Below are 19,726 nucleotides of genomic sequence, written 5' to 3'. Positions count from 1 at the left end.
AGCCACGATCAGCGTGCGTATCGGCCGGCGATCTGGCCGGTCGGTAGCGTCTGGCGCTTTGCGGGAAGCACGGAGCCGCGCGGATCGGACGTCGAGGTCACGGCGCCGCGCTCGGCCCAGGTCTCCAGATCGTCGACCGAATAGACGACGCGCCCGCCGAGTTTGTGATAGGCCGGACCAGTGCCGTAGGTGCGATGCTTTTCCAGGGTGCGCGCGGACAGGCTGAGAAATTCAGCGGCTTCCTTGGTCCGCAGGTAGCGTGGCGGGAGCGCGGCGGTATCGGGTCGCATGGGGCGGGCCTCCGTGGGGTTGCTGGGGGCCGCTGGCGATCAGCGGCTGACAGCGACAACGGTGGCGGAGAACCTCTGGCGGGATGGATGGGGGACTTGGGATGGCTAAATTCCCCACCCCTGTTGTTGGCGTAGGCTAGGTGCGCCGACGATGCCGAAGCAGGTGCAGATAGCCGCCATCGATGAGGGCCAATCCGGCTTCGGCGAAGGCGATCACGGCGTCCCGCAGCGGCGAGGTCTTCCAAGGGTCGGTATCGATCCGCGCCGCGCCATAGATTGCGATGGCGATGTCGCGATAGGTCGCGCCGTTCATGCGGCCGTCAGCAGCACGAAGTTTGAGGCGAAAGCGGCGGCGCTGCTCGGCGGTCATGCGCGTGTCGCGCAATGGCGGACGTTGGAGCCAGGCGCGCGCGAGGCGTGTCAGCGCATCAATGCGATCGAGGATGTCGTCATCAATGGGGACGACCGCCGCAAGCTGGTCGTGTGCGGATATGCCGGGTAGGAAGAGTAGCTGGAGGTCGTGCTTGGGAAGGCCGGCATAGGCCTCCTTCAGGGCCATCACGTCCCGCAGCGAACCTGTCGGCGAGGCTGTTTGAGCTGGACGGCAGAAAGGTCGGCCGTGCTGTCAGAAGGAGGACGGCGGGATCGCTCTGCGGCGACCACACCACCTGTTGCTGTAGGGCAGAACGACCTGGTCTTGCAGGGAAATCGCAACCCCCAGCGCTGCTGCCTGTCGTCAGGCAGCGGCTGAGCCTCGGCGCCAGCATCGACCAGACTGGCGTAATCGTCCTGATAAGGGCGGTATCTGCGAAGGCATTCCCAGGCGAGACCTTCGATCGGCAGTGTATCGAAGAAATCGTAGCTGCGGTCGTCTCGCCAGTTCGATGTATCGGGCCTCATCGCATCAACTCTCCCGCGTGCTGCGCGTAAGTCGAGCGTGTGATTTTTCGCGGCGCGACGAGGGTGTTGGAAGCCCGGAGGAGGGCATTGCGTGATGTCGAAAGGGCATCACACAGGTTCGCAAGCCTCTCAGCGGTGAGCCGGTCGCAGGAGGTGCCGATAGCCGGTGTGTGTCATCCAGCGGGCGCGTTCGAGATGGCTGTCATGGATGCGGCGGCAGCGTTCGGGTTCACGGGCGGGATCGAGGTCGAACAGCACCCGCACGGCTTCCTCCCAATGCGCGCCGTCAGCGGCCGCATCCAGCAAGCGCATGTATAGTTTGGCGTGCGACTTGTCGTAATCGGTGAGATCTTGCCCCGATGGCGCGAGGTCCTGGAATGGTGCGGTCATGGTGCAGACTCGGCGAATATGCGGTGCCTGTCTATTATCCATGTTTGATCCGAAATGGAGGCAGTGCGAATGATGAGGAATCTGGCTGCCCACAGGTCAGCGTAAGCCTGTAGATCGGTTCGGCTTGTTTCCGCGATCATCGACAAGCAGCACTCCTTGCCCTCGGTCGGTCGACAGGAAGACGATGCCGGCAGCTTCCAAGGCCCTGCGTGCCTGATCGCGCGTCGTCTCGTACACATCGAGCCCGCTTTCGGATTCGAGGCGCTTGAGCGCGGTCAGCGATAGGCGGGCCTTGTCAGCGAGCGTCTCCTGTGTCCAACCCAGCAACGCGCGTGCGGCCCGTGATTGTCGGGCGGTGATCATGCATGATCACCTCCCATCGCAACCGGCGCGCGCTCCAGAACTACGGCTATTTTAGTCGTATTGGCCCGTTTCTGCCAGCTCAAAGAGGTTGCCGAAGGGCCGTGTCGTGCTGGCGTCGATTTGCTGATTCGGGCAATCGAGGCGTTGTCGTCAGTGAAGCGAAGGTTCTGCGGGCTGGCTTTTGCAGTAAAGCTGGAGGGCCGCCTTCGGTGTGACCCGACTATTTGGGGCACTCATCTGCGATCGGGTGCGATTTGAGCAGGAAGGCGGCCCCGACCTTTCGGCCGGGGCCTTGTGACGCCGCCTCAGTCTGCGCGGCGGCCGTTGGGGCGGGACCAGATCAGCGAGTAACCTTCACCGTCCTCGTCATCGAAGAGGTTGGCGTAGATCGGAGCGTTGAAGCTCGGATCGTCGAGCTTGAGGCCCAGATAGTCGCGGCCCTCGTTGGAGCGCTTGGACCAGGCGGCGCCGATCTCGGCGCGGCCGACCAGGACCCGGTGGCTGGGGGCGTTCTCGCCGCTGGCGCGCAGGTCGGGGACGATGCGCACGCCCTTGGCCTGGACGCTGAGGGTGACGATTTCGCCGCCGAATTCGTTCGAGCCGGTCTTCTTGAAGGTGCCGATAGTCGCCATTGTAAGTCTCCGTTTTCCGTTTCGAGCCCGCACCATTGCGGCCTCGATGGCGATCGACCGGACGGAGGCGAGCGACGACACATCGCTTGCGACCGCAGCAAAGCGGAGGATGGCGCAGGCGCGACTTTGTTGTTTCGCGAGGAATGACGGCGTAGCCGGCAGGGGAAGAAAGTCGGGGCCAGCCGTTGTGGCTTAGGCGCTCGAGGCAAAGCCGTCCTTCTGCCAGATCAGGCCATTGAAGAGGCCGTTTTGGCGCGGGTGCTGGACGGATCGACGGCGGAGACGGCGGCGACCTTCGCATTGGCCCGGGAAGTCCGATCGGCGATCACAGGCGTAGACCTCCCTCGAACAGGCCTGCGCTGCGTATTTCGCCATTCCGCCAGCTCTGACGAAACGCCTCGACGCTGAGGGTCTGCCGGCCACGGTGTCGTTGCCGCCCCGACGCGCTCCATCGTTCCGGGACAGGTGGGCGCAGCCGATGCTTCGCGATGCCGCTTCCCCATCGGGCGACCAGATGGCGTGGGGGACAAAGGCATGTGCCGCTGGATCCCGCCGTGATGGGCGCTGCGGGTTTAGGCGTGGGACACATGCCCGGCAGACGGGTCGGAGGCCGCCATTCCAGTGATGCGCACGAAGGCGACGATGCCGACCGCGATCGCTCCGATGACAGAGAACACGGTCTGCCATGTCTCCGATGGCATGGTGTGTTTCACGATGCCATGGGTGGCATGGAATCCGGCGACGACGGCCGGGGCGACGAAGGCTGCGGCGATGAGCAGGCGTGCCCACGTCGGACGGACGGTGGCGAGCAGGAATTGGCCGATGCCGAAGGTCAGGCCGGCGGCGACAAAGCCGACGACAATCGCGCCGAGCCAGCCCGCGCCGGTGCCATAGGCCCATGTGCCGGCAGTCACGCCCGCGAAGAACGGAAGAGCGAACACCGCAAGCGTGAAGAGGAGCCAGCAGAGGAAACCGATGGCGGCGATGCTGAGGAGAATGCCGATGAAGATCATGGTGGTGTCTTTCGTCAAATGTCAGACGGACGCGCCTCCACCACCACCACGGCGCACATGCGAGATTAGCAGAATTCGAGCCGCGGGGGAGCAGAAGCGTGAAGCGTCCGCCGACTTCGCGACCCGGTTCGCCTCATGAGGCGAAGGGGTCGATTTCGCCGACGATGGCGTTTTCATCGCCATCATATTCCGACGTCGGGGTGACGGAGAGCGTGCCGTCTCCGGCACGATAGATGACGATGGCCGCCATCAGGGTGGTAGCGAGGCTGAAGGCGAAAGCGTGAGCGGTTTGGAAGGACATCGACCTGGCTCCTGTTTGAGCGGAGGTCCATCCCCCGCTGACAGGCGCCCGAAGAGTTCGGCCGGTGGCCGCAATCACCGTGCAGGCGAAGCCGGAGCGGCGGCACGCTATGCGTAGTCCGACCCTTTACGGGTTGATGGCGTCAGGCCATCGGCTGAACCCAAGGATCAGCGTCTTGAAGCGGGGGTGATCGTCCGATCAGGAGACCGGGTTGTCTGCTTGCCGCGAGGGCTGTTGCCGCCGGCTCGGCTGGCCTCACCTGCGCTGCCGGTGGCCGGATGTCAGCGCCCGGCCTTCCAGGGATCAATGACCGTGACATTCGCGGCCTCGAATGCGCTGTTGTCGCGCGTGGCGACGGCAAAGCCTTTGGCGGCTGCGATCGCCGCGATATAGCCGTCGGGAGTAGGGAAGCCTTTCCCGGCCGTTCGGGCTTTGACGGCGAGATCCGCATAGCGGCGCGCAGCATCGACATCGAACGGGAGGACGCGGTCTGCGAACAGTTCCATCACCCCATCCAGGGCTTCGGTGAGACGCTCCTTGCGCTTGCCCTCGGGGAGCGCGCCGATGCCGAACATCAGCTCGGCGATGGTGACGCTGGAGAGAAAGAGCGTTTCCGCCGCCTGCTCGTCGAGCCATGCGCGCACGGCCTCGTCGGGAGCGGGCTTCATCGCCTCCGATACGACATTGGTGTCGAGGAGGATCATTCGAAGCTCATCGGCTTGGCGGGCGTCTTGTCACGAGCCTGGTCGAGGGCGTCCACATCTTCATTGGTCAAGCCGAGACGGCGGCTGCGTTCCGCGAGCGCCGTGCCGAGCCGGAGGCGCGTATCGGGGCGGACAGCCATTTCGAGGATGTCGCGCATTTCCGCTTCGGCGCTGCGGCCGTGCTGCGCCGCCCGCACCTTGAGGGCGCGGTGCGTCGCGTCGGACAGATTCCTGATCGTAACTGCGGGCATGATAGCGCCTCCTGCAAGTTTGATAGCGGTGATAGCACAATATAAGAATTGCTATCATTTTTCAAGGCGGCTGGTCCCGGCGGCGCTTACGCGCCGCTCGAGCCGAACCGATAGACCGGGATACCCATCTTGCGCGCCTTGTCGGCCAGGTTGTCCTGAATGCCGGTGCCGGGGAAGATCACGACCCCGATCGGCACGATGCCGAGCATCTGGTCATTGCGTTTGAAGGGTGCCGCCTTGGCGTGCTTCGTCCAGTCCGGCTTGAAGGCGACCTGCGGCACCTTGCGGCTGTCGGCCCAGCGGGAAGCGATCTTTTCGGCGCCTTTCGGCGAGCCGCCATGCAGCAGCACCATGTCGGGGTGCTTGGTATGGATCTGATCGAGCTTGGCCCAGATCTGCTTGTGGTCGGCGGTGTCGCCGCCCGAGAAGGCGATCTTCGGGCCGGCGGGTACGAGTACCTCGGTATCCGCGCGCCTCCTGGCGGCGAGGAAATCCCGGCTGTCAATCAGCGACGCGGTGAGGTGGCGATGGTTGACCCGTGATCCGGTGCGTTGCGACCAGGGTGAGCCGGTAGCGACGAGGTAGCGTCCAGCGGCGGCTTCGCGGAAGGTTTCCATGCCGTCGCGGCGGTCGATCAGGTTCATGCCGATGTCGATGAGGCGCTCGAGCTGGAGGGACTTCACCTCGGAGCCATCCTGTTCGCGCTGAAGCTGCCTTTGCGCCTGCTCGTTGTCGTCGAGCTTCTGTTCGATGCGGTCCACGGCACGGTGGAACATATTGACGGTCGACCAGAGGAGATCGGGGAGATCGAAGTCGAGGCTGGTGTCGGTGATCGTGGCGACCAGGGCGTCGAAGATGTCGGCGACGGCGCCTTCGATGATGCGGTCTTCCGGTGGCGGGCGCTGGTCCAACTCGTCTTCGGAGGGGCGATAGCCGTGGAGCTGCAAGTCCTGGATCAGATGATCGGTCGGGGATGACTCGTGGTGTGGTTCGTAGTCGTCGTGCTCGCTCATGGGATGCTCCGTCGGCAAGGACCGCGACCGTCGCGGCCTTCATGGCGACGAAGCCGTCGGGCGGGACGGACCTGCACCCGGAGCGAAGCGTAGGGCCGAAGCGCCAGCGGAGGATGGCGAAGGCCGGCGATTTTGTTTCGCGATGGAAAGGCGCGGGTTCGGGGTCCCCGCGCGGCCTGCCGCGTGGGGTGGACATGCGCCGCCGGAAAATCGTCGGCCGCAGCCATTGCCTTGTCCGGCCCGGCTGATGGCCGATCGCCCTCTCGAAGGCCGAGGCGCGGTCCTTTTGCCGTCACTGGCGCATCGTTGCGGGCATGGCGGCTGTAGCCGCTCCCCAATCCTTTCCGGCTAAGCGGCCAGGTTCATGAAGCGTGCGACGTCGTCTGAAGCGAGCTGCCCTCGAACGCCTCCCCGAAGCGCATCGATACCGAGCCGCCGCAGATCCTCGTTGAAGTCCCCGAATGCCGGCGACAATGGGATGGCCTCGATTCCCTCGGCGTTCGCCCGTTCGATCAGTATGTCCCGCGCGCCGTCACCGGCCGGATCGTCGTCTCGGACGATATAGAGCCGCCGCAAAGTCGCCGGGAACAGGATGGCGGCCAGATGTGCTGCCGAGAGCGCCGGCGCCATCGCCATGTCGGGCAGGACCTGCCGGAGCGACAGCATGGTCTCGATACCTTCGCCTGCCGCCATCACGCTGCCGGGCGCACCGATGCGGACGGCATTGCCGAGGAGATCGCCCATCGCCTTGCGCGGTGTGTCGATGGGGGCTTTGTCGGAGCCGTCAGGCGCAAGCCAGGTGCGGTGCGCGCCGGTGATCTTGCCAGCGAGGTCGGTGACGGCGGCGATCATGGCGGGCCAGGTCTCGGTCGGGCCATCGTCGGGCTTGTAGTAGCAGCGGGGGTGGAAGCGCAGGTTTGCGGTTCCGTGCAAAAGCGTAATGCCGCGTCCGCGCAGATAGGTCTGCACAATGGTCCCGGTGATCGGTTGCGTCATGGCGATGAGACGGCGTGCCGCCTCGGGCGACCCCGATGGCGCTGGCGCCAGTCTGCGGCGTGATGCCGGTTCGGGTTCGGGATGCGGCAGGCTGAGGAAGGTACGCGCCTCTTGAGCAACGTCTGCGAAGTCGATGAGGTCGAGCGATTCCCGGATGATGTCGAGAAGGTCGCCATGTTCGCCGGTGGCGGCGTCGGTCCATTTGCCCGCTGGTCCCTTCGGTGTGTCACGCAGGCGCACGAACATGGAGCGGCCTGCGGCATTACGAGCATCGCCAACCTGCCAGTAATTGCCCTGCCGGTGGCCGTTGGAGAGATAGTGGCGGCAGACCGCCTCGGCCTGTCGGCCGAGACGGTGTGCCAGTTCAGAAGCGTCCCGCCGAGCCATCACGCTGCCTCACGCTCGCTGATCCGCTCGACCGGATAGGTGGCGAGCAGCTTGCCGATGATGGCGGGACCAGAGGCATCGACCGGAACGAAGAAGCGCAGCTTCCACGAGATGATCTCGCTGAAGAGGCCATAGGCGCGCAGGCGATCCCGCATGGTGTCGGTGAAGCCGGACAGTTCGATTCGGTTCGCGCCCATGACGCGCGCGCGGCGAAGCTGGAGCCCGCTGGCCAGGTCGAGGATGGTGCGACCATCCACCAGAGCGGCATAGGCATCATCGCTGCTGAGATTGGCCGTTCCCGTCGAGGCGGCATTCATGGCCCAGGCGGGCGAAACCCGCCGCCCGATGATGCGTTCGCCATCATCGGTCTGGAGCCGATAAACGCGCGTCGACTCGTTCGGCAGGCGCTTCCACACCGGCAGGAGCAAACCGCTGACCATGTGGATGGCGCCATCGGTATAGGCCGGCACTTCGGCGACTTCACGTTGCCAGACCGCTGCAAAGCTGTCGCGAGTGGCTTCCTGCCAATGGCTGTCTTCCATCATGGCGAGGCTTGCGTGGTGCTGTTCCATCGGCCGGATCAGGCGGACACGGCGCTCGATCTCGCCATCGTCGAGCATGATGGACGGCGCCGGCACCTGGACAGCAGCGCGTCCCGACCGCGCGTTGATGAGCAGCCGGGCATGCGGATCGTCGAGCCAGTCGAGCGCCATATCGAGCGTGGTTGGCTGGTTTCGACGACGCTCGGTGATGGTGAGCAGCCGCGTCTGTGCGCCCGTTGCCGGATGGGTGTAGATGGTCGTGCGCTCAGCGACGATGAAACTCTCCGCCGTCAGCGTTTCCAGCCCGACATCATAAACGCCGCTGGCGATGGCTCCGGCCACCTTGGCGTCGAGCAATTGCTCGAAGGCGGTGAAGAGGATGCCCTGAAGCTCGATGGTCAGCGCCAGCAGGCGGTTGAGGAACGTGGTGATCGGCGGCAACTCGTCCTTGATGCCGTTGTCATCGGTCAATTTCAGGCCGGTCGCGGACTCGAAGCGACCCAGCGAGCAACCCTCGACCTTGCCGCGAACGATCAGGAGATAGAGCTGCCGCAGCGCATCGCGGGCGTAGCTCGATTCCAGATTGTCCTCGGGCCGGAACAGACCCTGGCCTCCGGTCTGGCGCTGACCGCGCGTGATCGCGCCCAGCGTATCGAGCCGACGTGCGATCGTGGACAGGAAGCGTTTCTCGGCTTTGACGTTCGTGGCGATCGGGCGGAACAGCGGCGGTTGCGCCTGGTTGGTGCGATTGGTGCGGCCCAGACCCTGGATGGCGGCGTCGGCCTTCCATCCGGGTTCGAGCAGATAATGCACGCGCAGACGCTGGTTCTTTGCTGACAGTTCGGCGTGATAGCTGCGGCCGGTCCCGCCGGCGTCGCTGAACACGAGAATGCGCTTCAGGTCGTCCATGAACGCAGCCGTCTCGGCAAGGTTGGCGGATGGCGCGCGGTTTTCGACGGCGAAGCGTTCGCCTTTGCGGACGATGCGCCGGGAGCGGCCCGTCACCTCGGAGACCATATCTGTGCCGAAGCGCTGCACGATCTGGTCGAGCGCCCCCGGAACGGGCGGCAAAGACGCAAGACGTTCGATCAGCTCGTCACGGCGCAGGGCAGCTTCGCGGCTCTCGACGGGGTGGCCGTCGCGATAGACCGGGCGCGAGGACAGATTGCCCTCGCCATCTGTGAACGGCTCGTAGAGCTGGACCGGAAAGGAATGGGCCAGATAGTCCAGAACATATTCGCGCGGCGTGATGTCGACGCGAATATCGTTCCATTCCTCTGTCGGGACTTCCGCCAGCCGGCGCTCCATCAGCGCTTCGCCGGTCGATACGATCTGGACGACAGCGGCGTGGCCATCATTCAGGTCACGTTCGATGGACCGGATGAGCGTGGGCGTTTTCATCGACGTGAGCAGATGGCCGAAGAAACGCTGCTTGGCGGACTCGAAGGCCGAGCGGGCGGCGGATTTGGCCTGCCGGTTCAGTGTGGCTCCCCCGCTATCTGGGCTGCCGGTGATGTTGGCCGCCTGCATCGCGGCGTCGAGATGATTGTGGATTACGGCGAAGGCGCTGGCGTAGGCATCGTAGATACGTCGCTGCTCGTCGGTCAGGGCGTGCTCGATCAGCTCATATTCGACGCCATCGTAGGAGAGCGAGCGGGCGGTATAGAGGCCCAGCGCACGCAGATCGCGGGCGAGCACTTCCATGGCCGCGACACCGCCGTCTTCGATCGCCTCGACAAATTCGGCACGGGTGGCGAAGGGGAAATCCTCACCGCCCCACAGGCCGAGCCGCTGGGCATAGGCGAGATTGTGAACGGTGGTCGCGCCGGTAGCCGACACATAGACGACGCGCGCGTTGGCCAGGGCGTGCTGAAGCCGAAGGCCCGCGCGTCCCTGCTGCGAGGCGGCAACGTCGCCGCGTTCTCCCTTGCCGCCGGCGGCATTGGCCATGGCGTGGCTCTCGTCGAAAATGATCACTCCATCGAAATCGGAGCCCAACCATTCGACGATCTGCCGGACGCGGGAAACCTTCTCACCACGGTCGTCGGACCGTAGCGTGGCATAGGTTGCAAACAGGACGCCTTCCGACAGCGTGATCGGCCGCCCTTGCGGGAAGCGCGACAGCGGCGTGACCAGCAGGCGCTCCATGCCGAGCGCGGACCAATCGCGCTGCGCGTCCTCGATCAGCTTGTCGGATTTGGAGATCCAGACTGCCTTGCGGCGACCGCGCAGCCAGTTGTCGAGGATGATGCCGGCAGATTGACGACCTTTGCCGGCCCCGGTGCCGTCGCCGAGCATGAAGCCGCGCCGAAAGCGCACGGCGTTTTCGGCATCGGGCTTGGCCGCCTGCACGAGATCGCAGGTCGCATCGACGGTCCAGGAGCCAGCGAGGAAGTCCGAATGGGCTTCGCCGGCATAGATGACGGTTTCGAGCTGGGCGTCCGACAGGAGATCGGTGATGTTCGCGGGCAGCATCGGCCGATAGGCGGGCTTGGGCGGTGCAACGCTCGCCATGGCCGCCGACTGCACGAGCTTGGTGGGGTGCGCCTGAGAACTGGCAATACGGATCGACTGCAATCCGTATTCTTCATAGATCGCATCCGTGAGGTGGGCGCCTTCCGGCGGCGTCCAGTCCATCGTGTCGTAGGTGAGTTCAACGCCCTGCGGGTCCATGGTGGAGCGTGCGGCCGGACGCTCCGTGGCGGTGCGCGCGAGATTACCCCGCACGGTGCGGGGCGCCGAACCCGACACGGGCGGCGCGATGTCGGGCAGAGCGACCGGCAGGCGCGGTGGAATCTGCGCTTCGATCCATGCGAGCAGTGTGGCGACGTCGGGCGCGAGGCCAGCGGACAGGGGAAACGCGGCCGGGTCTTCGGCCGGCAGCTTGTCGATGACGGTGAGCCGCGTTTCGATGCTCGTGCCATGCTTGGCATAGACCGAGCCGTGGATCGCCGCGGTGAAGACGACGCGGCCACGCTCCTGAAGCCGAACGAAGGTGTCGCGCCAGGCCGGTTGCTCGGGGCCGAAGTTCGCGCCGGTGATCGTCACCAGACGCCCGCCATCGGCAAGCCGCGCCAGGGCCGAAGCAACATGACGCGCAGCGGCGTCGGCGACCCGACCGGAGACGTTCGCCATCACCGAGAAGGGCGGGTTCATCACGATTACGGAAGGAACGGCGCACGCCGGAAGGTGGTCGTCGATCTGGGCGGCGTCACACCGCGTGACGGCAAGGGCTGGAAAGAGCTGGCCAAGTAGATCGGCGCGGGTTTCCGCCAGTTCGTTGAGGAGCAGCGAGCCGCCGCTGATCTCGGCGAGGATGGCGAGAAGACCCGTGCCTGCCGACGGCTCCAGCACAATGTCGTGCGGTGTGATCGCGGCGGCCGCGATAGCGGCGAGGCCGAGCGGGACCGGCGTCGAGAATTGCTGAAGCGCCTGGGCTTCCTCGGAGCGACGGGTGTGCGTCGGCAGAAGGCCGGTGATTTTCGACAGGGCGGAAAGCCGTGCAGCCGGAGTGCCGGCTTTACGGAAAAGCGCCCGTCCGTATTTGCGCAGGAACAGGACGGTCGCGCCTTCACAGGCTTCGTAGGCCGTCTTCCAGTCCCAGGCGCCGCTCGTGTCGGAAGCGTCGAAGGCCGTTTCCATGGCGATGCGGAGATCGGCGTTGTCGATCCGCTGGCCGCGTTCGAGCAGGGTGAGGAGTTGATGGGCGGCGACGATGATGGCGGACGCGCGGGCTACGGGCGCAGCCGGAATGGCCACGGGCGACATGATGTTCATGGATCGGAACCTCGGGAGAGCGGGAACGGGAAGCCCGGACGGCGCTCTCTCTCGACCGCACGGACTCAAACCCGTCCCGGCGGCCCTCTCACTCTCGAACACGTCGCTGCCGACATGAAAGAAGCGCCTCGGCCGAGCGGCAGAGGCGCTTTGAGGGGTCAGGCCCAGTGTCCATCGGTGATCTCGCGGGCGACGAGCCTGCGCGCCTTGCGGATCAGGTCATCGCCGCTGGTGTCGATGTGCCCGAAGAACCGGGCGCGCGCGCCGTTCGCGGTCCAATCGGCATAGGCGCAATATTCGCGAGCCTCGGCCCGGAAGGCCCGCATGTCGCTGGCCCAATGGGGCTTGGGTTCCACGACGACGGTGACGCCGTCTCTGGTTTCCAGCCAGGGGAGAGACCGCTCGGCGGGCGGACGCTCGTAATCGGCGGCGAAGATGGCGTCGACGTCCATCATGACGCTTCTCCGGGCGTGCCCGGATGCATGAAGCCGCCAGGATCGCCGGGGTCGGGCGGCAGATAGGCGTCATAGGGATCGCCGTCGGCGAGGTGGCCGAAAGGCGTGAAGACGAAATCACCACCGTCTCGTCCCACCGCGCAGATGACGTAACGCGGAGAGCCGGTCACGGCATCGAGGCATTCCATGAGCGCAAGGTTGCCGTCACCGGCAGCGCGCAGCAGCGTCTGAAAATTGCTCTGGGCATAGGAAGGGATGCTCATAGCGGGCCTCCCTCGTTGGAGAGGGTCTGGTCGAGCCAGCCATCGGTGTAGATCCAGCCCACGGTCTCTCCGGTGGCGAGATCGAGAACATGCGCACCGCCGCCGAAGCCATCGAGCCGGCGCTTCGAGCAGGTGTTGGCATATTGGAAACCCCAGCGACCGGTCAGACCGAACTCTGCGGCGCAGCGCTTCACGAACTGGATCAGGCGCTCGGGATCGCTGGTGACGTCGTCGTGCATCCAGAGCTGCGTGCCGCCATGCTCGGGCTGGATCGAGAGGAGGAAGCCCTCGGAAGGCGGTTCTTCCGATGCGCCGGCCTCGGAGAGGCAGTTGTAGAGGTCGAGCGCGCGGGCGGCGTTCTCGGGCGTGCCGACATCGAGCAGGCACGAGAAATGGGTGAAATAGTCGGCCATGACAGGCTCCTGAGACGAGAATGCCCGGCCCGCGCGGTACAGCCGCGCAGGCTGTCGAGCGTGGGACCGGGCAGTGTGGAAGATCGGGGTGAGATGCGCGGGACGAACGGCGCCGCCCCGCGCGATCCGCGCTATTCGGCGGCGACGGCGTGCTGGACTTCATCCTCGTCGGTGTCTTCGTCCTCGCCGTCCTCGGTGAGGAAGTCCGGCAAGGCGGTGTCTGCCTCGGTATCGGCCTGATCGTCGGGACCAGACTGATCGCCATTGATGGACGCGAGGCGCAGCGGCTCGGGCAGCCAGCCGCTGTCGGCCAGAAGGCGCTCGGCTTCCTTGGCCATGTCGCCCTTCTTCATGTGGTCGATGAGCTGCGCAGCCCGCTCGCCGGCGCCTTCGCGGACGGCCTCGAGAATGCGGGGCTTGGTCACGCGGCCGAGATAGTTGCTGACCGTGGGCTTCCAGCCTGCGGCCACCATGTCCATGCCCGTAGCCCGTGCGAGCCGGTCGGCCTGCGCCAGACGCACGTCGAGGCCATGCTGGCTGACGCCCGAGCCGGAATAGGGGTTCGGACGTTCGAATAGCGCATTGACGCCGTAGCTGACGCAAAGCGCCAGAAGCTCCAGGCGCGTGCCGTCATCGAGATCTGTCAGCCATGCCCAGAGCGCCTGATCGTCAGCGGGGATGTGGTCCCCCCAGCGTTCGTGGCGATCGTTGACCGCCTGCGCCGATGGGCTGTCCTTCAATTCCTCGGACTGCGCCGAGAAGAAGATGTGGCGGACATTGGCCTCGAGGCAACCGGACGCGTTGGTGTGGATGAAGGTGTCGCTCAGAAGCTTGTGCAGCAACATGGTCATGGCGACGTGCGGATGTTCCGCCAGCGTGTTACGCAGCGCCAGGGTGCGATGGGCGGTCAGCTCGATCACGAGACGCTCGGGCAAGGGCTTGATGCCGTCCTCCTCATCGTCTCCGGGCTCGGCGGGCTTGCCACCGATGGTGATGACCGCGCGTTGGACGGCCGGCGTATCGGGCTGGTCGCCCCCGGACGCCTCGCCATCGGGCTCGGCCTGGGGCTCATCCTCAGCGCGGACATAGCCGCGGTCGATCGACAGCGAGCCGTCGGCGTCGAGGCTGACGAAGGCGCCGGCGATTGCGATGTCGGCCTGATTGTAGCTGACCGAACGGTTCTCGAAGGCCTCAAGGGCCTGCTCGATCTCGCCGAGACGTTGATCGATCGCGTCGGGCAGCTCGTCGGCCTCGGAATATTCCGCTTCGATCCGGTCATATTCCTCGCGCAGCGCTTCGCGGGTCGCACGCTCCTCGTCGGTCAGATCGACCGCAATGGCGGAGAGTTCACGCAGGCCGTGGTCGTGGCCATAGGGGAAGCTCACCGCGACCTCGATCCACTTCCAGCCTTCCTCGGCGATCTGATCGGCGGTGGTTTTCAGCTTTTCGGCCACTAGGCGGTCGAGCAGGGTCGGGTCTTGCAGCCAACCGCCGTCGTCGGACTGGAACAGATCGCGCAGCACGACGCCGCCTGCGGCCTCATAAGCCTCGATGCCGATGAAGACGGCCCGTTTGTCCGAGGCGCGTATCGCGGTCTCGGTCAGCATCCGCCGGATCTGATAGGGCTCCTTCTGCCAGCTATCCTTGATCGCGTCCCAGACCTGCTCCTGACGGGCATGGTCGGGGCTGACGGTGAAGGCCATGAGCTGTTCGAGCGTCATGCCGTCATCGGCATAGATTTCGAGCAGGGTCGGCGAGACGGAGGTGAGGCGCAGGCGCTGCTTCACCACGGTGACGCTGACGAAGAAGGCGGCGGCGATGGCCTCCTCGGTCATGCCCTTGTCGCGCATCGCCTGAAAAGCGCGGAACTGGTCGAGCGGATGGAGCGGTGCGCGTTCCATGTTCTCGACCAGCGACACTTCGTCGACGAGGATGTCGCTGTTGGCGTCGCCGATGACGCAGGGCACCGTCGCCGTCTTGGCCAAACGCTTCTGCTTCACGAGCAGTTCGAGTGCGCGATAGCGGCGACCGCCGGCAGGCACTTCGAACATTCCGGTCTCCGCGCCATCGGCGTCGAGGACGGGACGGACATGGAGGCTCTGGATGAGGCCGCGCCGGGCGATGGACTCGGCCATTTCCTCGATCGAGACGCCGGCCTTGACGCGGCGGACGTTGGACTGGCTCAGCACCAGCTTGTTGAAGGGGATGTCGCGCGCCGACGACAGGGTGATCTTCTGGATGGCACTCGCCATGTTCGTTACTCCGCGACGGGCGGCCGGGAGACTCTCTCTCGACCTCCAACCCGTCACGAAGCGAAGCGCCGCCCTCTCGCTCTAAGAAGGGCAGCGCCGCAGAAGCGGAAAGGCGTGAAGCCGGAGACCTGCTTTCCCGCCTTTCCGGTATTCATATTCGATCACGCCGCCTGCCGTTCGTCGCCGGCCATGGTGTCGTCCTGGCCGAGATCGGCGTCGGGCAGGAAGCCGAGCAGCCAATCGGCCGCCTTGCTCGCCTGGGAGGCGGCGCGGACGATGGCGCGATTGTCCTCGCGCAGCACCTCCAGCCAGGCGCCGATATAGTCGGCATGGCGGACGGTGGGCACGATGCCGAGAGACGCGCAGCAGAAGGCCGCGTTGATCTCGGCCACCAGCTCCTCGAAGGCGTATTTCTTCGTGCCGAAACCGCCGGTCAGGTCGCGACCGAGCCGGGAGGCATGGCCGCTGGCGTGCCCGAGTTCGTGCAGGGCCGTGCGGTGCCAGTTGATCGGCTCGAAATAGGCCTGCGGCGGCGGCACCTGCACATAGTCGTGCGCCGGCACATAGAAGGCGCGATCGCCGCCGATGCGGAAATCGATGCCCGTCGCTTCGATCAGAGCCTCGACGCGCGGCTCGATGAGGCCAGGCGGCGGCGGTGGAGCGATGGCGGCGATGTTGTCCGGCAGGCCGTCGCATTGCGCGGCGTTGAAGACGGTGAAGCGCTTGAGGAAGGGAATCGCGGCGGCGTCCTCGCCGGTCTCGTGGGCTCGGCGCTTCTCGTCCTCCGGCGTGAAGCGGTCGGCATAGACGACGGTCGTGCCGTGCTCGCCCTTGCGGACATTGCCGCCCAGCGACAGCGCCTGGCGGAAGGTGAGCCAACTCTGGCCGGGGAAGCCGTGCTGGATCACCGCCCCCCAGAGGATGAGCACGTTGATGCCGGAATAGTGCCGTCCGGTCGCAGCGTTGCGGGGCATGGCGAGCGGCGCCTTGGCCGCGGCCGATCCCCATGGCTGGACCCAGGGCGCGCGGCCCGCCTCAAGCTCAGCGATGATCTTGTCGGTGATGTCGTCATAGAGGCTCGCTCGGCCTGAACTGGCGCGGGCGCCGTGGTTTTTCCTGAACATCGCGGTTCTCCGCGACGGGCGCCGGAGACCTCTTCTCCAGCCCTCAACCCGTCACGGGAAACCCCGTCCGCACTCTCACTCTATGGGGGGCGTTGCGGGGATCTCCCCGCAGAAGGGGTCGGGCGAGACCCAAGGCTCGACCGCAGGGGAAGGCTTTCCCCCTTGTCCCAGCTTTCCGTCCCGGACGTGTTTCCTTGAAAACTGTCAGAAAACTGCGTATGTTCCTGACAGGAGAAAGACGATGACACGGCTGACCGAACAGATTCTGTCGCATATGGCGGGTTTGCCCGAGGGCGCTTCTGTGTCCGCTAAGGGGCTGCTCCATCTCGGCAATCGCGCCGCGGTGGACCAGGCCTTGTCGCGTCTGGCCGAGCGCGAACAACTCATCCGGGCTGGGCGCGGTGTCTATCTCCGCCCCGTCGCCAGTCGATTTGGGACGCGCGCGCCGTCGGTGGAACAGGCTGTGGAAGCCCTTGCCAGCCAGCGTGGCGAGACCATCGTCTCGAACGGTGCGGCGGCCGCAAACGCCCTTGGCCTGACAACGCAGGTGCCGGTTCGCTCGGTCTATCTGACCTCCGGGCGCAGCCGGAAGATGAATCTCGGCAAGCAGGTCGTGGAATTGCGCCATGCCCCGCGCTGGCAACTGGCTCTGGCCAACCGGCCGGCGGGAGAGGCCGTCCGGGCCTTGGCTTGGCTCGGCCCGGAGAAAGCCGAAACTGCGCTCAGGACATTGAAGCGAAAGCTGCCGCCTGGCGCCTTTGGCGAATTGGTGGCGGCCGCGCCGCAGCTTCCGACATGGTTGGCGCAGAGTGTCGGGAAGGCGGCCTATGGCTGAAACCTTCCTGCTCCTCTCGGCTCAGGATCGCCGCGACGCCCTTGGCGTCGCGGCGGATCGTTCGGGGCGGCCCGCGCATCTGCTCGAAAAGGACGTCTGGGTGGTGTGGGCGTTGAGCACGCTCTACACGGCGCCGCTTGGTGAACATCTGGTGTTCAAGGGCGGCACATCGCTGTCGAAAGCCTATCAAGTCATCCATCGGTTTTCGGAGGATGTGGATTTGACTTACGACATTCGGGCCATCGCGCCCGACCTGGTCGGGGACAATGGCGAGGGCCTGCCGAAAACGCGAAGCGAGGAAAAGCGCTGGTCCAGCGAGGTTCGTCGCCGGCTACCGGAATGGGTTGGCGCTGTCGTGCAGCCGGTGATCTCCGACGCCCTGGCAACGGAAGGTATGGCTGCGGCGATCCGCGTCGAAGGTGATCGGCTCTTTATCGACTACGAACCGACCGCAGTCGGATCGGGTTATGTCGCCCCCAGCGTCATGCTGGAGTTCGGCGCGCGGTCGACGGGCGAGCCGGCCAGTCTGCGCGATGTTGTCTGCGATGCCTCTGGCCTGATCGATGGCCTGATATTCCCGACAGCGCGTCCGCGCGTCATGCACGCCGAGCGGACGTTCTGGGAGAAGGCGACCGCCATCCATGTCTTCTGCCACCAGGACCGGCTGCGCGGGGACCGCTTCGCCCGGCACTGGCATGATGTCGCCCGGCTCGATGAAGCCGGTCTTGCGGAAACGGCCTTCGCAGATCGCGAACTGGCGAGCGCGGTTGCTCGCCACAAGTCGATGTTCTTTGCGGAGAAGGCCGCTGATCGCTCGCCAATCGATTATGCCGCGGCCGTCAACGGCGGCTTGCAACTCGTCCCTGTCGGCGATGGCGCGAAGGCGCTGGAGGAAGACTACATTCGTATGGTCGAGGATGGACTGCTCTTCGATGACGCAGAGCCGTTCGACGCGCTGATGGCGCGATGTATAGATATAGCTATGCGGGCTAACCGAATGGGAGCCTAAAGGGGGGCGGGCGTTGAAGATATTCTCGGTAGTGATCGAAAATTTTCGCGGCATCCAGTCGGCCAAACTGGTGCTGCCTGATCACGCCGTACTGATCGGCGACAACAATACCGGCAAATCGTCTGTATTCGAAGCGATCGATCTCGCCTTGGGGCCGGATCGGCTGAGCCGGCGACCACCCGTGGATGAGCATGATTTCTATCAGGGGCGCTATCTTCCCATCCCAAACCCCGATGCTCCCGAGGGCGCAGAGCCAGCTCCAGCTCCGAAAATCACGGTCGAGGTGACGATCACCAATCTGTCGCCCGAGCAGGAGGCGCGATTTGGAGCCAACGTCGAGTGGCTGAATACTGCAACCGGAGACTTCTATCAGGAAGCGAACCCGGCCGGGGTCGATGTTGCCGAGATCAAGGCGGCGCTGCGCGTCACATTCGTCGGTCAATACGATCCTGATGAGGATGACTTCGTCGGCAACAGCTATTTCACGCGCAGCCTTTCGGAGGATGACACGCCGGCATCGTTCTCGAAGAAAGACAAGCAGCACTGCGGATTTCTTTTTCTGCGGTCGTTGAGGACGGGGTCTCGGGCGCTCAGCTTGGAACACGGCAGCCTGCTGGACATCATCCTCCGGCTGAAGGAAATCCGGCCGCAGATGTGGGAAGGGACGATCGGAACGCTCGCAGCCTTCGATGTCGCCAGCGACCCGGCCATCGGCATCTCGGGCGTGCTTGAGAGCATCGACAAGGCGCTGAAGAAATATGTTCCGCGCGAATGGGGTGTGAAGCCGCATCTGAAGGTGTCGAACCTGACGCGCGAGCATTTGCGCAAGGTGATTACCGCGTTCATCGCCACGGGCGCGGGGGATCATGCCGCTCCCTTCTTCCGGCAGGGAACGGGGACGATCAACATGCTGGTGCTCGCAATGCTGTCACAGATCGCCGAGGACAAGCAGAATGTCATCTTCGCTATGGAGGAAGCTGAAACAGCTATTCCGCCATACGCGCAGAAGCGGATTGTCCATGAACTGCGCAAGCTATCGGCGCAGTCGCTCTTCACGTCGCACTCGCCGTATGTGCTCGAAGAGTTCAGCCTTGACGAAACCGTCATCCTCTCGCGATCAGACAATGGCCAGTTAATCCAATCCAAGATCGATTTGCCGGAGAGCATAAAACACAAGCGCTACCGGCAGGATTTCCGAACTCGGTTTTGCGAGGGGCTCCTTTCGCGCCGTGTTCTCATCGCTGAAGGTGCGACAGAGGCGGCTTCTTTCCCGGTCGTTGCGCGGCGTTTGGCGGAGCTTAATCCGGCCACCTATGTGTCTTTGGAGGCCTTGGGCGTCTGCGTAATCGATGCCGGAAGCGAGACGCAGATCGCCGACCTTGGGGCTCTATATAAAAGCCTCGGGAAGCGGACCTTTGCGTTGTGCGACAAGCAGTCCGATGCGGCCAAGGCTGCCATCGAGGCCCAGGTGGAATGCCTGTTCATGCACGACGAGAAGGGCATTGAAGATTTGATCCTCAACAACACCACGCAGGATGCTTTGGAGCGATTTGCCGATCAACTCGATTGGCCGCAGCATCTGCTGAACCAATATCCGAATCCTAAAGCACAAGCGGCGGCGGCGCTTGGATCTTATTTCAAGTGGTCAAAAGGCAATTGGGGAATAGCCGAGTTCTTGGCTCAGTGCTCTGAAGCCGAAATTCCGCAGTGGCTGCGCGATGCCTGCGCCACCTTGAAAGCACTGTGCGATCCGCCTCCACAGCTAGCAGAAGCAGACGTCGAAGGCGAAGACGATTTTGCCGATCTGTTAGGATAG

21 protein-coding genes are annotated in these 19,726 nt (G+C 64.8%); 3 read left to right on the top strand and 18 right to left on the bottom strand.

From position 1 onward, the window contains the following. Positions 1 to 8 precede the first annotated feature (8 nt). The 18 genes from ACFQ4O_RS00285 to ACFQ4O_RS00200 all read right to left on the bottom strand — a co-directional run bounded on the left by ACFQ4O_RS00285 (position 9) and on the right by ACFQ4O_RS00200 (position 16,066). Positions 9 to 290, bottom strand: a complete 282-nt coding sequence (locus ACFQ4O_RS00285; RefSeq protein WP_012110094.1) for a helix-turn-helix transcriptional regulator — start codon at positions 288 to 290, stop codon at positions 9 to 11. 136 nt (positions 291 to 426) lie between these two features. Continuing rightward, complete coding sequence (locus ACFQ4O_RS00280) at positions 427 to 849, bottom strand: DUF2285 domain-containing protein (RefSeq protein WP_378773564.1); 423 nt, start codon at positions 847 to 849, stop codon at positions 427 to 429. Beyond that, positions 849 to 1,190 (bottom strand): transcriptional regulator domain-containing protein, encoded by a 342-nt coding sequence (locus ACFQ4O_RS00275; protein WP_378773563.1) that lies wholly within the window; start codon positions 1,188 to 1,190, stop codon positions 849 to 851. The genes ACFQ4O_RS00280 and ACFQ4O_RS00275 overlap by 1 nt, the downstream gene beginning before the upstream one ends. Before the next feature lie 129 nt (positions 1,191 to 1,319). After that, positions 1,320 to 1,580 carry a DNA -binding domain-containing protein gene (locus tag ACFQ4O_RS00270; protein WP_047167743.1) on the bottom strand — a complete coding sequence of 87 codons (261 nt, stop codon included), beginning with the start codon at positions 1,578 to 1,580 and terminating at the stop codon, positions 1,320 to 1,322. Between the two features lie 96 nt (positions 1,581 to 1,676). After that, positions 1,677 to 1,943 (bottom strand): helix-turn-helix transcriptional regulator, encoded by a 267-nt coding sequence (locus ACFQ4O_RS00265; protein WP_045811379.1) that lies wholly within the window; start codon positions 1,941 to 1,943, stop codon positions 1,677 to 1,679. Between the two features lie 305 nt (positions 1,944 to 2,248). Then, the gene (locus tag ACFQ4O_RS00260) at positions 2,249 to 2,575 is read right to left on the bottom strand and encodes a DUF736 domain-containing protein (RefSeq protein WP_041535876.1); all 327 of its coding nucleotides are present in this window, start codon (positions 2,573 to 2,575) and stop codon (positions 2,249 to 2,251) included. Positions 2,576 to 3,147: 572 nt separating this feature from the next. Continuing rightward, positions 3,148 to 3,588 carry a hypothetical protein gene (locus tag ACFQ4O_RS00255; RefSeq protein WP_061929712.1) on the bottom strand — a complete coding sequence of 147 codons (441 nt, stop codon included), beginning with the start codon at positions 3,586 to 3,588 and terminating at the stop codon, positions 3,148 to 3,150. Between the two features lie 133 nt (positions 3,589 to 3,721). After that, positions 3,722 to 3,889: a hypothetical protein gene (locus ACFQ4O_RS00250; RefSeq protein WP_168168942.1), complete on the bottom strand. Its 168-nt coding sequence runs from the start codon at positions 3,887 to 3,889 to the stop codon at positions 3,722 to 3,724. Positions 3,890 to 4,170: 281 nt separating this feature from the next. Further along, positions 4,171 to 4,593, bottom strand: coding sequence for a type II toxin-antitoxin system VapC family toxin (locus ACFQ4O_RS00245; protein ID WP_378773561.1), 423 nt, complete (start codon positions 4,591 to 4,593; stop codon positions 4,171 to 4,173). Further along, on the bottom strand, positions 4,590 to 4,844 hold the full coding sequence (locus ACFQ4O_RS00240; protein WP_378773560.1) for a FitA-like ribbon-helix-helix domain-containing protein: 255 nt from the start codon (positions 4,842 to 4,844) through the stop codon (positions 4,590 to 4,592). The genes ACFQ4O_RS00245 and ACFQ4O_RS00240 overlap by 4 nt, the downstream gene beginning before the upstream one ends. A gap of 86 nt (positions 4,845 to 4,930) precedes the next feature. Continuing rightward, on the bottom strand, positions 4,931 to 5,857 hold the full coding sequence (locus ACFQ4O_RS00235) for a DUF2493 domain-containing protein (RefSeq protein WP_378773558.1): 927 nt from the start codon (positions 5,855 to 5,857) through the stop codon (positions 4,931 to 4,933). A gap of 348 nt (positions 5,858 to 6,205) precedes the next feature. Further along, positions 6,206 to 7,240, bottom strand: a complete 1,035-nt coding sequence (locus ACFQ4O_RS00230; RefSeq protein ID WP_378773557.1) for a DUF7146 domain-containing protein — start codon at positions 7,238 to 7,240, stop codon at positions 6,206 to 6,208. Next, positions 7,240 to 11,559 carry a strawberry notch-like NTP hydrolase domain-containing protein gene (locus ACFQ4O_RS00225; RefSeq protein WP_378773555.1) on the bottom strand — a complete coding sequence of 1,440 codons (4,320 nt, stop codon included), beginning with the start codon at positions 11,557 to 11,559 and terminating at the stop codon, positions 7,240 to 7,242. Before ACFQ4O_RS00225 ends, ACFQ4O_RS00230 begins: the two co-directional genes overlap by 1 nt. 158 nt (positions 11,560 to 11,717) lie before the next feature. After that, a complete protein-coding gene (locus ACFQ4O_RS00220; protein ID WP_378773554.1) occupies positions 11,718 to 12,014 on the bottom strand; it encodes a hypothetical protein in 297 nt (98 codons plus the stop codon). Beyond that, complete coding sequence (locus tag ACFQ4O_RS00215; RefSeq protein ID WP_378773552.1) at positions 12,011 to 12,277, bottom strand: DUF6117 family protein; 267 nt, start codon at positions 12,275 to 12,277, stop codon at positions 12,011 to 12,013. The genes ACFQ4O_RS00220 and ACFQ4O_RS00215 overlap by 4 nt, the downstream gene beginning before the upstream one ends. After that, positions 12,274 to 12,690: a hypothetical protein gene (locus ACFQ4O_RS00210; protein WP_378773551.1), complete on the bottom strand. Its 417-nt coding sequence runs from the start codon at positions 12,688 to 12,690 to the stop codon at positions 12,274 to 12,276. Before ACFQ4O_RS00210 ends, ACFQ4O_RS00215 begins: the two co-directional genes overlap by 4 nt. Positions 12,691 to 12,821: 131 nt before the next feature. Then, positions 12,822 to 14,942 carry a ParB/RepB/Spo0J family partition protein gene (locus tag ACFQ4O_RS00205; RefSeq protein ID WP_378773550.1) on the bottom strand — a complete coding sequence of 707 codons (2,121 nt, stop codon included), beginning with the start codon at positions 14,940 to 14,942 and terminating at the stop codon, positions 12,822 to 12,824. A 161-nt stretch (positions 14,943 to 15,103) separates the two neighbouring features. Further along, positions 15,104 to 16,066, bottom strand: a complete 963-nt coding sequence (locus ACFQ4O_RS00200; protein ID WP_378773548.1) for an ArdC family protein — start codon at positions 16,064 to 16,066, stop codon at positions 15,104 to 15,106. A 241-nt stretch (positions 16,067 to 16,307) separates the two neighbouring features. Between ACFQ4O_RS00200 and ACFQ4O_RS00195 the strand changes: the two genes are divergently transcribed. Genes ACFQ4O_RS00195 through ACFQ4O_RS00185 form a run of 3 tightly spaced genes read left to right on the top strand, consistent with a single transcriptional unit; the run spans position 16,308 to position 19,726 of the window. Further along, positions 16,308 to 16,901: a DUF6088 family protein gene (locus ACFQ4O_RS00195; protein WP_047820979.1), complete on the top strand. Its 594-nt coding sequence runs from the start codon at positions 16,308 to 16,310 to the stop codon at positions 16,899 to 16,901. Next, positions 16,894 to 17,910: a nucleotidyl transferase AbiEii/AbiGii toxin family protein gene (locus ACFQ4O_RS00190; RefSeq protein ID WP_378773546.1), complete on the top strand. Its 1,017-nt coding sequence runs from the start codon at positions 16,894 to 16,896 to the stop codon at positions 17,908 to 17,910. The genes ACFQ4O_RS00195 and ACFQ4O_RS00190 overlap by 8 nt, the downstream gene beginning before the upstream one ends. A 13-nt stretch (positions 17,911 to 17,923) precedes the next feature. Next, a complete protein-coding gene (locus tag ACFQ4O_RS00185; protein ID WP_378773545.1) occupies positions 17,924 to 19,726 on the top strand; it encodes an ATP-dependent nuclease in 1,803 nt (600 codons plus the stop codon).

Origin of the sequence: Methylopila musalis, assembly GCF_042679725.1 — a bacterium.
Lineage (GTDB): Bacteria > Pseudomonadota > Alphaproteobacteria > Rhizobiales > Methylopilaceae > Methylopila > Methylopila musalis.
This window is presented reverse-complemented; position numbering and strand designations above follow the sequence as displayed.

Excerpts from the sequence above, each read along its gene's own strand:
- ACFQ4O_RS00285 (WP_012110094.1), bottom strand. The coding sequence starts at position 290 with ATGCGACCCGATACCGCCGCGCTCCCGCCACGCTACCTGCGGACCAAG.
- ACFQ4O_RS00280 (WP_378773564.1), bottom strand. The coding sequence starts at position 849 with ATGGCCCTGAAGGAGGCCTATGCCGGCCTTCCCAAGCACGACCTCCAG.
- ACFQ4O_RS00275 (WP_378773563.1), bottom strand. The coding sequence starts at position 1,190 with ATGAGGCCCGATACATCGAACTGGCGAGACGACCGCAGCTACGATTTC.
- ACFQ4O_RS00270 (WP_047167743.1), bottom strand. The coding sequence starts at position 1,580 with ATGACCGCACCATTCCAGGACCTCGCGCCATCGGGGCAAGATCTCACC.
- ACFQ4O_RS00265 (WP_045811379.1), bottom strand. The coding sequence starts at position 1,943 with ATGATCACCGCCCGACAATCACGGGCCGCACGCGCGTTGCTGGGTTGG.
- ACFQ4O_RS00260 (WP_041535876.1), bottom strand. The coding sequence starts at position 2,575 with ATGGCGACTATCGGCACCTTCAAGAAGACCGGCTCGAACGAATTCGGC.
- ACFQ4O_RS00255 (WP_061929712.1), bottom strand. The coding sequence starts at position 3,588 with ATGATCTTCATCGGCATTCTCCTCAGCATCGCCGCCATCGGTTTCCTC.
- ACFQ4O_RS00250 (WP_168168942.1), bottom strand. The coding sequence starts at position 3,889 with ATGTCCTTCCAAACCGCTCACGCTTTCGCCTTCAGCCTCGCTACCACC.
- ACFQ4O_RS00245 (WP_378773561.1), bottom strand. The coding sequence starts at position 4,593 with ATGATCCTCCTCGACACCAATGTCGTATCGGAGGCGATGAAGCCCGCT.
- ACFQ4O_RS00240 (WP_378773560.1), bottom strand. The coding sequence starts at position 4,844 with ATGCCCGCAGTTACGATCAGGAATCTGTCCGACGCGACGCACCGCGCC.
- ACFQ4O_RS00235 (WP_378773558.1), bottom strand. The coding sequence starts at position 5,857 with ATGAGCGAGCACGACGACTACGAACCACACCACGAGTCATCCCCGACC.
- ACFQ4O_RS00230 (WP_378773557.1), bottom strand. The coding sequence starts at position 7,240 with ATGGCTCGGCGGGACGCTTCTGAACTGGCACACCGTCTCGGCCGACAG.
- ACFQ4O_RS00225 (WP_378773555.1), bottom strand. The coding sequence starts at position 11,559 with ATGAACATCATGTCGCCCGTGGCCATTCCGGCTGCGCCCGTAGCCCGC.
- ACFQ4O_RS00220 (WP_378773554.1), bottom strand. The coding sequence starts at position 12,014 with ATGATGGACGTCGACGCCATCTTCGCCGCCGATTACGAGCGTCCGCCC.
- ACFQ4O_RS00215 (WP_378773552.1), bottom strand. The coding sequence starts at position 12,277 with ATGAGCATCCCTTCCTATGCCCAGAGCAATTTTCAGACGCTGCTGCGC.
- ACFQ4O_RS00210 (WP_378773551.1), bottom strand. The coding sequence starts at position 12,690 with ATGGCCGACTATTTCACCCATTTCTCGTGCCTGCTCGATGTCGGCACG.
- ACFQ4O_RS00205 (WP_378773550.1), bottom strand. The coding sequence starts at position 14,942 with ATGGCGAGTGCCATCCAGAAGATCACCCTGTCGTCGGCGCGCGACATC.
- ACFQ4O_RS00200 (WP_378773548.1), bottom strand. The coding sequence starts at position 16,066 with ATGTTCAGGAAAAACCACGGCGCCCGCGCCAGTTCAGGCCGAGCGAGC.
- ACFQ4O_RS00195 (WP_047820979.1), top strand. The coding sequence starts at position 16,308 with ATGACACGGCTGACCGAACAGATTCTGTCGCATATGGCGGGTTTGCCC.
- ACFQ4O_RS00190 (WP_378773546.1), top strand. The coding sequence starts at position 16,894 with ATGGCTGAAACCTTCCTGCTCCTCTCGGCTCAGGATCGCCGCGACGCC.